Here is a 14,524-nt window from a genome sequence, read left to right as displayed (position 1 = left end):
ACACATTTTGTATTTTTTAAGTGCGCAGCAATTCGGTATCAAAAGGAAAAGAAGGAGGCTGCCGTCGCACACAGCATTCTCCTTCTTCTTTTTCTTGCTTTTTCTTGCTTTTTCTTGCTTTTTCTTGCTTTTTCTTTCTTTTTCTTGCTTTTTCTTGCTTCTTCTTTTTCTTTGCTTTTTCTCTTTTATTCCGCTTTTGCATCCATCTGCCGCAGGCTGTGGATCAGCTCCTCACAGATCTCCAGCTCGCTCTTTCCGTCCGTCTCGATGATAATGTCGGCTGCGGCCTCATATTTCTCACGGCGCTTGCTCATCAGATCTGCGATAAACGGAACGGTTTTGTTGTTCTCGATCAGCGGTCTGTCGTGGCTGTCTTTGACACGGTCTAAAATCGTCTCCGGCTTTGCAGTCAGAAGAACAACGCGGCCGTTCTTTTTCATCTCCGCAACGTTGCACTCACGCATCGGAGTTCCGCCGCCGCACGAAATGACAACGTTTGTTCTCGACTGCATTTCAATCAGAAGATTCGTCTCGCAGTCACGGAAATACTGTTCGCCGTAAGTCTCAAAAATATCGGAGATGCTCATACCGGCACGCTCTGCGATGATCTGATCCATCTCGATGATATCCATGGCAAACACGGTTTTGAGATAATCGGAAATGGTGCTCTTTCCGGCTCCCATGAAGCCAATCAGTACAATATTATAATTGAACAGCTTTCTTGCCTGAATCTTTTTACTGTTTCTTGTGATGCTCTCGAAAACATCCGCCACTTCGTTTTTATGGCGTTTTTCCTGCATCCGGCGTTCCAGCCATTCCTTCTGTTTTGCTTCCTGCTCCGGCTGGAGAATCGGCACGTTATTTGCTTCTTTATATACCATAATGTCCTCGACAATACGGTTTCTCATCAGCAGCGCATCCAGAATAATCTCATCGCACTGTCCAAGGCTCTCTCGTAATACTTCCAACTGATTCATGATATTTATCCTTTCCAGACTTGTGTGTACTTGTTCGCACAGCCCTCTTCCGGTATTTTTGTCGTATTTTTTGACATTTTCTGTTATTATAGCAGTTGTCCTCCGGAATCACAACAAAAATTTGCACAAAGGTGCGAAAAGCCCATGGAATCTTTTCAGAAATCCATGGGTTTTGGTATATTTTTATTTAAGATCGTCTTTCGAATCCGCATGATACCTGTTCTCCCAGGCATCTTCTGTGGATAACTTCTCATCAGAGTTCAGAAAACTCAGCTCTGCCCCCCCCCGATTTCAGATTTTTTTTCAGCTTTTCAATCTGAATCGAAGTCTGTTTTTCTTCGGATATGGTGTTCAGCTCCTCGCAGATGGCATCTTTGATATCGAGCAGACACTCGAGCATCAGCGGGCTGAAGGCACCGCACTCGCCGTTCAGGATCATCTCGATGGCTTTCTCGTGCGTGTATGCCGATTTGTAGACACGCTCGCTTGTCAGCGCATCGTAAACATCGGCAATCGATACAACCTGGGCTGCAATCGGGATCTCCTCACCTTTTAAGCCGTCCGGGTAACCCTTTCCGTCGTACCGCTCATGATGCCAGCGACAGATCTGGTACGCAATCTGTACCAGCTTCTCGTCCTGATACAGTTCCAGGCTCTTCAGCATGGACGCTCCGATCAGGGTATGTTTCTTCATCTCCTCGAACTCTTCTTTCGTCAGCCTTCCCGGCTTATTTAAAATGTTCTCGTCAATGCCCATCTTTCCGATATCGTGCAGCGCGGATGCCGTTGTGATCATCAGCTGATCGGACCAGCTTAAGTGGTAGCGGTCTGTCTTCTGTACCAGACGCTCGAGGAGCATACTGGTCAGAACGTTGATGTGGTGGACATGAAGTCCGCTCTCGCCATTCCGGAATTCCATGATATGACTCAGGATACTGATCATCATCTGATTGTTTTTCTCTTTTTCGTAAATCTGCTCGGTGACGAGCGTCACGAGACGGCGCTGTTTTGCATATAATTTGATCGTATTGAAGACACGCTGGTAAACAACTTTTGCATCAAACGGACGACTGATATAATCGGATACGCCCTGCTCATACGCACGGCGCACAAATGTGGTGGAATCCTCGCTCGATATCATGATGACCGGAACCTCTTCGATCCAGTGGTTGCGGTTCATGTAGTCAAGCACTCCGAAACCGTCCATGCCCGGCATGACGATATCCAGAAGGATCAGCGCAAGGCCTGTTCCGTATTCTTCCAGCAGACGCAGGCACTCTTCGCCGGTGGAAGCCTCGATGATATCGTATTCATCCTGCAGAATCTCCGAGAGGATGATACGGTTCATCTCGGAATCATCCACGATCAGGATGCGCTGTTTTTCTCTGCGGTTTTCCTGACGGACAACATCGTCCTGACAACCCAGGATCTGGTCTTTCTCGGTGACAACCATGTTTTTCCGTTGTTTTGCAAGATACATCAGCTGGTCGGCACGCATCGCAGCTTCGCCGATCGTCTCATCTCTTGTCAGAACACCTCCTACGCTGACGGAAAGACGCATCTTCGAGTAGCCCGGCACCTGTGCCTCATGGATCTGTGACTGAATCTGTTTTAATTTCTGTACAAAGTTTTCCTCATCCATCTCCGGCAGAACCAGCAGAAATTCGTCTCCTCCTAAGCGGATCAGACGGTCGGTACGTCGGGTGCAGCGCTTGACGGTCTTTACAATGGTGTCAAGCGCCATATCTCCGGCATTGTGGCCGTATGTATCGTTGTATAATTTGAAATCATCGAGATCGATCATGGCTACGCCGCAGCAAAAGCTGGCGTCCCGGATCTGGTCTTCGAAGTAGCGGCGGTTGAATACTCCGGTCAGCGCGTCACGATACAGCTCTTCGCTGTAGCTGTTCAGCTTGCTTACCAGATTCTGGCGTCCTTCGGAGTCCATCAGTGTTTCATCGTCGAGACGGTTGATCATCTCGATCACGCATGGTTCTCCTTCGATCTCCACGTATCTTGCAATGACCTGATACACATTCGACGCAATGCATTCCATTTTTGATTTCTGCGATTTCTCCCGCAGGGCTTTTTCGGAAATACAGTTAAGGCACGGCATCGCTTTGTTCCATACTGCGTAGCATTCACACAGCTTGCCATTCTCTTCATCGATAATAAAATCTCCGATCTCATCCGGACGGAGAACCCGCACATACATGAAAATATTCTTCAGATGTTCCACCAGACGTTCTGCCTGTTTCTGTGTCATCTGAACATCCTTAGAAGGCTCTTTCTTATTTATTTTTTCACATTCCGGCAATTCGGTCTGATTCATCTGTTTCCCTCTCTTCTCCCCGGTACACACAAAACTTCATTACCCCTTTGTGTGCTTCCGCGTTTTGCTACATTTTCCCATTTTAATTACAGTTATACATAATAGTGTAACGATTGTTTCCCGTTTCGTCAAGAAAAAAGTGTACAAAAACCGTCCTGTAATGGAAATTTATTCAAAAAAACCGACCGGTTTTACGCGGTCGGTTTTTTCTTCTTATCATAGAAGACACGGCTGTATAACTGCGGATAGATGTTGCTGCAGGAGAGCGCCGGTCCTTCAATATAGCGGTAATGATCGAAATCGTAAACACCGTAATCCGGCTCGGAGTTATCCAGCCAGAAAGCATTGATGCCGTAATCGTAGTAGTTCTTCTTGCATACGTCCCAGACATATTTTCTTGTCTCCGGATTGAACACGTCGATCTCAACGCAGTCACCCTGGAAATCGTATGTCTACTTTTTCGCGCAGACTATCCCTGTATGTTTTTCATTTTATTAGATTTTTTTGTCTGTTTCTTGAAGTTTTTATCCGATTTCTAACACTATTTTGATCTTTTTACCAAATTTGCGGAATGGGCTTTATTTTTAACTGCACAAATTCCATTTCTTATGATAGAATATTTACGAAAAAATAAAGTATCTGATTCACTATACTTTGATTCACAATAAAATGAGGGAGTAATCCATGATTCAAACGAAAGATTCGAACTTAACCTTCCGCCCGCTGACCATCGACGACGCAGAGCAGTACAATGCACTTCTGCGCTACGCCTTTCAGGTTACAGAGCAGGAGCTTTCCGAAAGCGGATGGAAAGACGATGAAATCAAGCAGTCCAAATTCCCGGTTCTCGTCCGTGCCGATGTGCTCGGCTGTTTCTGCGAGGAGGATCTGGTATCACAGTTCGCGGTTTATCCGCTGGACATGAATATCTACGGTGTCCGCTATCCCGTCGGTTTTGTCACCAGCGTCTGCACCTACCCGGAATACACCGGCCAGGGCATCATGAAAAAGCTGATGATCCGGAGTCTCACGCGCATGCGGGAAAACCACCGTTCCTTTGCGCTTCTCTATCCCTACTCTATTCCGCTCTACCGGAATCTCGGATGGGAAATCATTTCCAATAAGATGACGTACACCATCAAGGACACGCAGGTGCCGCGGAAACTCAAAGCCCCTGGCTATGTGCGCCGCGTAGCATGGGATGACAAGGATTTTAAGGAACTACATACCAAATTTGCTTCGAAGACGCACGGCTGCCTCTACCGCAACAATCTGGCGTGGGAAGAATATTTCCGCTGGGATGAGGATGATACCGTCGTTGCGATCTACTATTCCGCTGATGATGTGCCGTACGGCTACATGGTCTATCTGATCAGCTCCGATATCATGCATATCAAAGAGATGATCTATCTGAACCGCGAAGCGCAGCTGGGACTCTGGGAGTATATTCATGCGCACGATTCCATGATCGATGAGGTCAAAGGAAATAACTACTACAGTGAACCCATCGCGTTCGAGCTTGAGGACAGCGATATCAAAGAAACGATTCGCCCGTACTCGATGGGGCGTATCATCGATGTCGTGCAGTTTATGGAACATTACGCCTGCGACCCGGACGAGCCGGATGTGTGTATCCGTTTTGAGATCGAGGATGAGCTGCTTCCGTGGAACAATGACAGCTTCACATTCTTCTTTGAAAAAGGACACTGTGTGCCGACCGACCGCGAGCCGGACCATGTGATGAAAATGACGATCGCATCGCTCACGACACTGCTGCTCGGCTACAAGACGGCTTCCAAGCTGTATGAGATGGCGCGCATCGAAACGACGCCACAGACTGTGGAATGCCTGGACGACCTGCTCTTCCACCATATTCCATATGTTTCGGACTATATTTAATTTATTTTACGCATTGCAAAAGAGGGACTCCCGTGAAAGGAATCCCTCTTTTTCTATGTAACATTTTTTAGTTTTCTTCCAGTTTGATTTTCTCCTGCAGCACAACGCAGCCTGCCATATCGCCGATGACGTTGACGCATGTGGCACCCATGTCACACAGTGTATTGATACTGATGTAAACGCCCATGACGCCGGCCGGAAGACCTGCCATCGTGGCGAGTGCTGCGAACGATGCGATCGCACCGCCCGGGATACCCGGTGTTCCGACAGAAAGCAGGACGTTGGCAAGCAGAATGATCACCATCATCGAAATGCTGACGCTGATGCCGCAGGCATTTGCGAAGAACATGATCATAAACGACATCAGGATCGATACCGCATCCATGTTGACGGTGGCACCGAGCGGGATTGCGATACTGCTGATCTGGTTCGAAACGCCGAGTTCTTTCTCGACACAGCGCTTGCTGATTGGGATCGTCGCGGAACTGGAACATGTTCCGAATGCATTCAGGGCTGCCGGCATGATCGCCTTAAAGAACTTGACCGGACTCGTCTTTCCGATGAGTTTTACAGCGCCGCCGTAGACGACGATCGCAAATCCATAGAATGCCACATACAGAATGATGAGCTGGGTTGCCAGGGAAACGATGGTTTTGGTTCCGTTTGCCTCGACAACCGGCACGATCGTACAGAAGACACCGATCGGGGTGAAGTACATAACGGTGCTGATGACTTTTAAACAGACCTCATTCAGGGAGTCGATCACGTTTAAGAGCGGCTGTCCCTTCTCTCCGACCGCAATCAGCGTAAAGCCGACAACGACAGCGAACACGAGTACCTGGAGCATGTTGCCCTCCGCAAATGCTTTCACCGGATTGGACGGAATCAGGTTTTTGATCGTGTCGAGGATGCTGGTCATCTCGGTCGCCTGGATATCGGAAGTTGCCATCTCAAAATGGACTCCCTTTCCGAGGCGGATCAGTCTTGGAATGATAATGCCGACTGCACTTGCAATCGCGGTGGTGCACAGGAAGAAAATCATCGAGTAGCCGGTGATCTTACCTGTCGTTTTTGCATTTCCGATGCTGCAGATGCCCATGACAATTGAGCAGAATACCATCGGGAAAATCATCATATTCAAGGCGTTCATGTAGATGCCGCCGATGACGCCGGTTACGGTCAGAATCGGCGTAAAGCGGTCCGCCAGAAGAAGTCCGGTTAAGATACCGAGAAGCAGTCCGGTAAAGATCGCACCTGTAATATGCTTCTGATACCATGCATAAAACTTTTTCATATGTTCTCTCTTCTCTCCTTTTTCACAGAGTAAGAGGCAGGTGTCCCTGTATCTTCTACCTGCCTCTTCGCATACAGTCATCTTATCACACAACCGCGGATAATTCCACCTAAAAATGGATTTATCCGCGGTTTTTCTGGCTTTTTGTCTTTTTTCTCTTTTTTATACGGCTGCTGCCCGGCTGTAGACTTTCTTCCGCATAATCAGATAGCAGATCACCTGCATGATAATCGTGATGATCCACGATCCCGGATACGAAATGAACAGCACATACAGCGAGCGGTGCTGCGGGAAAATGCCGAAGATCCACACGATTCGCGTTCCGACCGTTCCGATGACGGACAGAATCATCGGCACCGCCGAGCATCCCATACCGCGCAGGGCTCCCGGGAAGAGGTCCATGATGCCGCAGAGGAAATACGGAACCGTCGTGATCGACAGAATTTCCATACCGCAGCGGATAACCTCCGGGTCCCCGGTGTAAATCTGCAGGATTTCCGTACCGAACAGATACGCGCCGCCACCCATCACCAGTGCGATGCCGCTGGAGAGAATCAGGCAGTCGATCAGCACCTTATCCATTCGTTTGTATTTTCCGACACCGTAGTTCTGGCTTGTGAAGCTCATGCACGCCTGGGTGACGGAGTTGACTGAGGTGTATAAAAATCCCAGCACATTGTTGGCCGCCGTGTAGCCTGCCATTGCAATCGAACCGAAGGAATTGACGGATGACTGCAGCAGCACGTTCGAGAAGTTGATGACGGTACTCTGAATACCCGCCGGGATGCCGACCTGGAAAATCGGGATGATGTAATCCTTTTTCAGGCACAGCTTCGAGAACCGGAGCTGATAACTTCCCTCGCTCTTATAGAGGCACCGCAGAACCAGCACGCAGGAGATCGCCTGCGAAACCACCGTTGCAATCGCCACACCTGCCACGCCGAGACTGAACACGATCACGAGGAACATATTCAGACCAGCGTTGATCACACCCGATACAATCAGGAAATACAGCGGCCGCTTCGTGTCGCCGACGGCACGCAGAATCGCCGCACCGTAGTTGTACAGCATGAAAAACGGCATTCCCATAAAGTAAATTCTCATATACAATGCCGACTGATCAATGACATCCGCCGGTGTATCCATCAGCTCCAGCGCGCCTTTTGCAAAAAATACGCCCACAAACGCCATCACAACGCCGCTGATCAGCGCCAGCATGATCGATGTATGTACCGTTTCCGACATCTCCCGGTCGCGCCCCGCCGCATAATACCGCGCCGCCAGTACATTCGCACCGAGTGAAATTCCCATAAACAGGTTGATGAACACGTTGATGAGTGCCGTTGTCGATCCGACAGCCGCAAGCGCCTGGCTTCCGCTGAACCGTCCGACTACAATAATATCAACCGCATTGAACATGAGCTGTAAAATTCCCGACACCATCAGCGGCAGCGAAAAGGAAATCAGCTTATCCATAATCGTGCCGTTGCACATGTCGATTTCATATTTGTTCTTTTTCAAAAATACTCCTCCTTCTTTTGTAGCAGATATGCAGTCTTACACTGCAGACATATACAGAAATGATACCACTTTTTTCCGGTTCTGCACAGAGACTTTCCATAATTTATTGACTTCTGTAAAGTCCACAGGTAAAATAAATACAATTACAGTTTTTCTGTATATAAATCAAGGACAGGAGAGAACCTATGAAAAAAATATGGATTACAGGTGCCGAAGGCCACATCGGTACTGCCCTTCTGGAACTGCTGGAGGGTGTGGAATATCAGCTTCTTCCAACGGATATTCACGAGGTTGATATTACCAAAATCGATGAAGTCACACAGTTCGTTTATGTCAACCGTCCCGACGTTATCATCAACTGCGCCGGTATGACCGACGTTGCCGAGTGTGAAAAAAACATCGACGAAGCCTATCGTGTCAATGCCATCGGTGTGCGCAACGTAGCGCTTGCCGCCAATGATATCGACGCAAAGGTTATTCAGATCTCAACGGATGACGTTTTCGACAAGGAATCCCGCATCCCGTACAACGAGTTTGATACCGTGCATCCGCGTACGATCTACGGAAAATCAAAAGAGGCCGGAGAGAAAATCCTGACACAGCTTTTGAACCGCTTTGTCATCATCCGAAGCTCCTGGATTTACGGGATCGGCCGCGATTTTGTGGACGAAGTACTCCGCAATGCGGCAAAGGGCGGCACGATGGAGGTTCCAAACAACCAGTATGCGGCTCCGACCAGTGCTTTTGAGCTTGCGCGCGTGATCTGCCACTTTATCGACAGCGAGGAGTATGGTCTGTACCACGTTGTCTGCCCCGGAAGCTGCAGCCGCTATGAGTTTGCAAGAACCATCCTCGAGTATACCGGAAAAACCGGTGACCTTGATCTCTACCCGGTTGTCGCACGCGATGATGTCCGCCCGACCTATTCTGTTCTGGACAACATGATGCTCCGCCTGACCGGTATTCCTGAGCCGCTCGACTGGAAAACGGCACTGAAAGAATATCTCGAAGAAACCGGAGGAATCGAATAATGGTCCGAAACAGAAAAGAAACAACGGAAAAGTCAAAAAAGAAGCCCGGGCTTTCCACCCAGATTTTTATTGCCCTGCTGGCCGGTGCGCTGCTCGGCGTGGTGATTCACTATTGGATCCCGTCCAGCTATATCAAGGACACCGTCATCGTAGAAGGTGTGCTGTATGTCATCGGACAGGGCTTTATCCGCCTGATGCAGATGCTTGTCGTACCGCTTGTCTTCTGCTCCCTCGTCTGCGGAAGTATGTCCATCGGAGACAGCAAAACCCTCGGAAAGGTCGGCGTAAAAACGATCGGCTTTTACCTTGTTACCACAGCACTTGCCGTCTGCATCGCACTTGGAACCGCCCTGCTCATTCACCCGGGTCTCGGACTTAACATGAGTGCGGTTCAGAAAGCCGACCTGTCCTCGACAGCAGCAGATTCCAGCGTCAGCCTGGTGGATACACTGCTCAACATCATCCCGAAGAACCCGATTGGTTCCATGGCAAACGGCGATATGCTTCCCATCATCGTATTCGCCCTGTTTGTCGGCGTAATGCTGGCAAAGCTCGGAAACCGCGCTTCGGTCGTTTCCAACTTTATCAGCCAGTTTAACGATGTCATGATGGAAATGACCATGACGGTCATGAAGGTGGCCCCGGTCGGCGTTTTCTGTCTGATTGCACGTACCTTTGCAACGGTCGGCTTTTCTGCGTTCGCACCGATGCTGAAATACATGGGAAATGTAACACTGGCGCTGGCACTGCAGTGCTTCGTCATTTATCAGGTTCTTCTGTTCGTATTCACACGGCTGAATCCGATTAAATTCGTGAAGAAATTCCTTCCGGTTATGGGATTTGCATTTTCCACCGCAACCTCCAACGCGACAATCCCGATGTCGATTGATACACTGAACAAAAAGATGGGTGTCTCGAAGCAGATTTCTTCGTTCACCATTCCGCTCGGCGCAACCATCAACATGGATGGTACCTCCATTATGCAGGGTGTCGCTGTCATCTTCATCGCAGAGGCGTACGGTATTCATCTGACCCCGGCAAACCTCGCAACGGTTGTTGTTACCGCAACACTGGCTTCCATCGGTACCGCCGGTATCCCAAGCGTCGGACTTGTTACCCTGGCTATGGTACTGAATTCCGTCGGACTGCCAACGGAGGGTATCGCTCTTATCATGGGTATCGACCGTATTCTCGATATGCTGCGTACCGCCGTCAACATCACAGGCGATGCTGTCTGCACAACGATTGTCAGCCATCAGGAAAAGGCGCTCAACCGCGAAGTGTTCAATCGCGATTAACCGCAAGGAACCGCTTACGCGCTTACGAAAAGCCCTTTTCAGGCATGCCTACGGCAAGAAAGAATCCTGTAAATTACAAAAACGCGTTCCCGTTTTCGGAAACCCCTGTGGTTTCCGGCGGGAACGCGTTTTTATTATCTTATTTCTCTGTTACAGTTCAAATGCCTGGCGGATGCTGTCGTAATGCAGGAATTTACCTTCTGCGGCGTACCCTTTGATTTCGTCCAACGTAGCAAAACGGTAGCCGTCTGTTTCTTCCTCCTGAAGATGGAGATCTTCGTCTTTGACATCCATCACGAAGCGATAGACATCGACAAAGTAATTGTCTCTCTCATCCGGGTTGATGCGCCGGTAGGTAAAGAGATAACCGCCGTCAGCCTTGCTCACATCGAGTCCGGTTTCCTCTCTGACCTCACGGCGCACGGCCTCCCAAGAGCTCTCTCCTGCCTGTGCCGCGCCGCCGGAAACCTCCCACCAGCCCGGTGCCCAGGCTTTCGTCATGACACGTTTTGTGATAAGGAAGGTTCCGTCCGGTCTTGCGATTACGCCGAGCACCGTCAGGTGAAACTCGTCCGGCTTCATATGCCAGTCATTCCGCTTCATCGTGCGGCCGGTCGGCTGTTTGTTTTCATCATAGATATCCCAGAGTTCCATATCGTGTTTTCTCCTGTCGAACTTCTTCCGAACCCCATCGCGATTTTTCTTCCCTTTCGCATGGTTCTGAATCATTACAGATACTGTTTAATCTCTTCCATCACATTTTCCAGCAGAATCTGTGTTTTCAGAGTCTTATCGCGGGATGCAACCTCGACAACGCCCTGTTTCATATTTTTCGGGCTTACGATGATGCGAAGCGGAATGCCGAGCAGGTCGGCATCGGCAAACATTACGCCGGCTCTGACGCTTCTGTCGTCGTAGATCACTTCGATGCCTGCGTTCTGCAGATCCTCGTACAGCTTGTCCGCGTATGCTCTTACTTCCTCGTCATCGACGCGGACCGCACAGAGGTGTACCTGCCACGGAGCGATAGCTTTCGGCCAGATCGGGCCGTACTCATCGTGATGTGCCTCGCAGACCGATGCTGCCAGACGGCCGACACCGATACCGTAGCATCCCATGATCGGGGTCTTGCTCTCGCCGTTTGCATCGACATAGGTCATATTCATGGATTTTGTATATTTGGTTCCAAGCTGGAAGATATTTCCGACCTCGATACCCCTGGAAATCTTCACGGTCTTTTTGCCGCATTTCGGGCAGATGCCGCCCTCCTGGATTTTTGCAAAATCGTGATACTCGGCATTCGGAACGTCGCGCTCCATGTCGAGTCCTTTGTAATGATGCTCTGCCTCGTTGGCTCCGCAGGAAAGGTTGTTTCTTCCCTCGAGGGATTTATCATAGAGAACAACGGCATCTCCGTTCACCTTCAGGTTCACAGGTCCGATATAGCCTGCGTTCAGTCCGCATTCTTCGGTGATCACGGCTGCGTGAACCTGCTCGCCGAGGAAGTTGACCAGCTTCGTCTCGTTGACTTCGAGATCACCGCGGATGAAAAGGACAACGTATTTATCATCAACATTCTGCTGATAAACAACGGCTTTGCAGGAGTTCTTTGTCTCGTCTCCGAAGAAATTGCAGACGTCTTCAATGGTGTGGACGTTCGGTGTATAAACCTTTTCGAGTGCAGCGGATTCTGCGTCTCTTGCGATATCGGAAATGTTCTCAGCTGCCTCCATGTTGGCTCTGTAATCGCAGGAATCACACAGAACGATGGAATCCTCTCCGACCGGAGTCAGAAGCATGAACTCATGGGAGATGTTTCCGCCCATCATACCGGAATCGGATTTGACAGATACCACCTCCGGCACGCCGACACGCTCGAAGATGCGCTCGTATGCTGCGTGGCATTTCTCGTAATACTGCTCCAGATCTTCCTGGCTGGTATGGAAGGAGTAAGCATCCTTCATCGTAAACTCACGCACACGGATCAGTCCGGCTCTCGGACGGGCCTCATCACGGAATTTTGTCTGGATCTGATAGATCATAAACGGATATTTGGTGTAGCTCTGTGCATACTCGCGTACAAGGTGTACGGCTGCCTCCTCGTGGGTCATGCCGAGTACCATTTTGGCATTGTTGCGGTCGGTGAAACGCAGCAGTTCATCGCCGATGCTATCGTAACGGCCGGACTCATCCCACAGAGAAGCCGGCATGACAACCGGGAACTGCACTTCCTGGCCGTCGATTTTGTCCATCTCCTCGCGCAGGATCTGCTCGATTTTGCGCACAATGCGGCGCAGCGGCAGATAGGAAGAATAGATTCCGTTTGCCATATATTTGATGTATCCGCCTTTTACCATAATAGCATGGCTGTCGATGACACAGTCAGCAGGTCTTTCTTTGAAGCGCTCTCCTACTAATTTTTCAAGTTTCATTTTCTGATTTCCTCCTTATTCTTTGGGTTTTCAACATCTGAAGTCTTCCAGACGCGAGAACATTCCAGCCTGTCCGATTTTAAGCTTTTAGTCAACATTTTACGCATCTAACTCATCACTGAAGTAACGAGTTAGATGCTTCGTTTTCAAACAGAAAAAAGCCCTAAACCGCAAGCTGCAGTTTAGGGCGAATTTTTTTATCCGCGGTACCACCTAAATTCAGGAAAACTCCTGCACTCTGACACAAAGCATTTGTACCCCACGATTTTTGTATTTTGTAATACGCGTGATCTCTGCTCTCTGTACCTTCTCTGTAACGGGAGATCCCGGTGCAGCCTACGAAATAAATTTTCCCTGATGGATTTTCTTCTCTTCGGTGCACAGCTCCAAGACCGGTTCACGATAGATTCTGCAAAAAGCTTTCACCTGCCGCTTTCTCTCTGAATGCGCTCTGTCGCTACTGTTTCTTTTCGTCGCTTTTTCACTGCACTGATTGTAGCAGAAACCGGAAAAGAATGCAAGCCCGTTCCTTCCGCTTTTTCTGCATAAACGCCCGCACAGGTTACAGACCTTCCCGGTACATTCTGCTGATTGCCGCCTGGGCTTCCTCAGACTGTTTTTTCTCAATCCATGCTTTGCGGTCACTCAAAATAGCCAGCATCTCATCGACAACGTCCTCGGCGCGCGGGCTTGTGACGCGGTAGAGATAGCCGAGCATCCGCGTGGCGGTAAAGTCCGTGTTCATCTGGCGGTATGCAATTTCCCGGCAGAAGTCGTCCGGGTAACCGTTGTGTTTTAACGCACGGTACAATTCGTCATTTCTCGTTTCTGGCATTGCCTGTCTCCCTTTTTCCTTTAAACATTTACGTTTCCGCTGTTCAGGCCTTCCGTCTTTTCCTCAAGTGGCAGCCAGTCCAGTGCCTTTTTGATCCACTCATCCCAGAAATCCCATTCATGGCCACCCTTACTCTCATAGTAGACAATGTCCATGCCGCTCTCTTCCATCCGTTTATGGTAGAGACGGTTTACTTCCAGAAGTCCGTCCTCTGTTCCGCACGCCTGGAATACGGTCGGCACATTGACAGACGGATCTTTTTTCCGTGCTTCCTTTAACTGCTCGATAAGAACAGCCGGGTTTTTGTCACTCTTTGCTGCTTCGACCAGATTTCCGAAATAACCTTCTTCATGTGCAAAGCTGTCCGCTCTGCTCTCTTCCGGATTTTCCAGCACATGAAGTGCACCGGACAGGCAGATCACAGCCCCGAAGGTATCGTGATATTTCAGGCCATTTCTGAGTGCTCCAAAACCACCCATGGAAAGGCCTCCGATAAAGGTGTCTTCTCTTTTTCTGGACAGCGGAAACATTTTTCTTGTAATCTCAACCAGTTCTTCTCCGATAAACTGTCCGTGCATGGCACCGATGGACGGCTGATCCACATAAAACGCATTCTCGCCGGCCGGCATGACAACGGCAAGGTTTTTCTCCTCTGCCCATCTTTGGATTCTGGTTCCATGAACCCAGTCTGTCTCATTCCCAAAAATGCCATGCAGCAAATACAGCGTTTTAAACGGTTTTTCCTCGCGCTCCGGCTGCCCAAAGGTAAATTTGTCGACCGGCAGAATAACCTGCAGCGGTACGGTGCGCATTAAAGTTTTTGACATGAAGCTTACCTGAATAAATGCCATAATAAAAATCCCCCTGTGGATATATATTTTTCTTTATTTTACGCCTTATTTCCG

The 14,524-nt window shown here is 49.3% G+C and carries 12 protein-coding genes, 1 pseudogene and 1 other annotated feature; of the genes and pseudogenes, 3 read left to right on the top strand and 10 right to left on the bottom strand.

Annotated features, from left to right (window positions below):
* Positions 1-16: 16 nt before the first annotated feature.
* From PGS38_RS08545 to PGS38_RS08530, 4 genes and pseudogenes are all read right to left on the bottom strand, one after another.
* Positions 17-202, bottom strand: coding sequence for a hypothetical protein (locus PGS38_RS08545; RefSeq protein ID WP_270476145.1), 186 nt, complete (start codon positions 200-202; stop codon positions 17-19).
* The gene (locus PGS38_RS08540) at positions 186-977 is read right to left on the bottom strand and encodes a shikimate kinase (RefSeq protein ID WP_117761637.1); all 792 of its coding nucleotides are present in this window, start codon (positions 975-977) and stop codon (positions 186-188) included. Before PGS38_RS08540 ends, PGS38_RS08545 begins: the two co-directional genes overlap by 17 nt.
* A gap of 253 nt (positions 978-1,230) precedes the next feature.
* Positions 1,231-3,309, bottom strand: coding sequence for a diguanylate cyclase (locus PGS38_RS08535; protein ID WP_330591463.1), 2,079 nt, complete (start codon positions 3,307-3,309; stop codon positions 1,231-1,233).
* A 191-nt stretch (positions 3,310-3,500) separates the two neighbouring features.
* Positions 3,501-3,737 (bottom strand): annotated as a pseudogene (locus tag PGS38_RS08530) (TIM-barrel domain-containing protein); the annotation flags it as partial.
* Between the two features lie 256 nt (positions 3,738-3,993).
* Here PGS38_RS08530 and PGS38_RS08525 point away from each other — a divergent pair.
* A complete protein-coding gene (locus PGS38_RS08525) occupies positions 3,994-5,208 on the top strand; it encodes a GNAT family N-acetyltransferase (protein ID WP_022462381.1) in 1,215 nt (404 codons plus the stop codon).
* A gap of 67 nt (positions 5,209-5,275) precedes the next feature.
* On the opposite strand, the gene PGS38_RS08520 is transcribed toward PGS38_RS08525, so the two are convergent.
* The gene (locus PGS38_RS08520) at positions 5,276-6,502 is read right to left on the bottom strand and encodes a dicarboxylate/amino acid:cation symporter (protein WP_117802377.1); all 1,227 of its coding nucleotides are present in this window, start codon (positions 6,500-6,502) and stop codon (positions 5,276-5,278) included.
* A 162-nt stretch (positions 6,503-6,664) separates the two neighbouring features.
* The gene (locus PGS38_RS08515; RefSeq protein ID WP_117804950.1) at positions 6,665-7,996 is read right to left on the bottom strand and encodes an MATE family efflux transporter; all 1,332 of its coding nucleotides are present in this window, start codon (positions 7,994-7,996) and stop codon (positions 6,665-6,667) included.
* A gap of 212 nt (positions 7,997-8,208) precedes the next feature.
* On the opposite strand from PGS38_RS08515, the gene rfbD reads away from it, so the two are divergent.
* Both rfbD and PGS38_RS08505 read left to right on the top strand, forming a co-directional pair.
* A complete protein-coding gene (rfbD, locus tag PGS38_RS08510) occupies positions 8,209-9,054 on the top strand; it encodes a dTDP-4-dehydrorhamnose reductase (RefSeq protein WP_117509864.1) in 846 nt (281 codons plus the stop codon).
* Entirely contained in the window at positions 9,054-10,352 is a 1,299-nt protein-coding gene (locus tag PGS38_RS08505) for a dicarboxylate/amino acid:cation symporter (protein ID WP_022462385.1), read from the top strand. The genes rfbD and PGS38_RS08505 overlap by 1 nt, the downstream gene beginning before the upstream one ends.
* Positions 10,353-10,502: 150 nt before the next feature.
* Here the strand turns inward: PGS38_RS08505 and PGS38_RS08500 are convergent, their stop codons facing one another.
* From PGS38_RS08500 to PGS38_RS08485, 4 genes are all read right to left on the bottom strand, one after another.
* A complete protein-coding gene (locus tag PGS38_RS08500) occupies positions 10,503-11,006 on the bottom strand; it encodes an NUDIX hydrolase (RefSeq protein ID WP_117804932.1) in 504 nt (167 codons plus the stop codon).
* A 74-nt stretch (positions 11,007-11,080) separates the two neighbouring features.
* Complete coding sequence (locus PGS38_RS08495; protein ID WP_270476143.1) at positions 11,081-12,784, bottom strand: proline--tRNA ligase; 1,704 nt, start codon at positions 12,782-12,784, stop codon at positions 11,081-11,083.
* A 180-nt stretch (positions 12,785-12,964) separates the two neighbouring features.
* Positions 12,965-13,267: a binding site (T-box leader), on the bottom strand.
* Positions 13,268-13,346: 79 nt separating this feature from the next.
* Entirely contained in the window at positions 13,347-13,619 is a 273-nt protein-coding gene (locus PGS38_RS08490; RefSeq protein WP_022461797.1) for a hypothetical protein, read from the bottom strand.
* A 20-nt stretch (positions 13,620-13,639) separates the two neighbouring features.
* On the bottom strand, positions 13,640-14,470 hold the full coding sequence (locus tag PGS38_RS08485) for an alpha/beta hydrolase (protein WP_055219937.1): 831 nt from the start codon (positions 14,468-14,470) through the stop codon (positions 13,640-13,642).
* Positions 14,471-14,524: the final 54 nt, after the last annotated feature.

This window comes from Fusicatenibacter saccharivorans, assembly GCF_027667425.1.
Classification (GTDB): Bacteria; Bacillota; Clostridia; order Lachnospirales; family Lachnospiraceae; genus Fusicatenibacter; species Fusicatenibacter saccharivorans.
The sequence above is the reverse complement of the archived record's forward strand: the minus strand, read 5'-3'. Positions and strand labels throughout refer to the sequence as shown.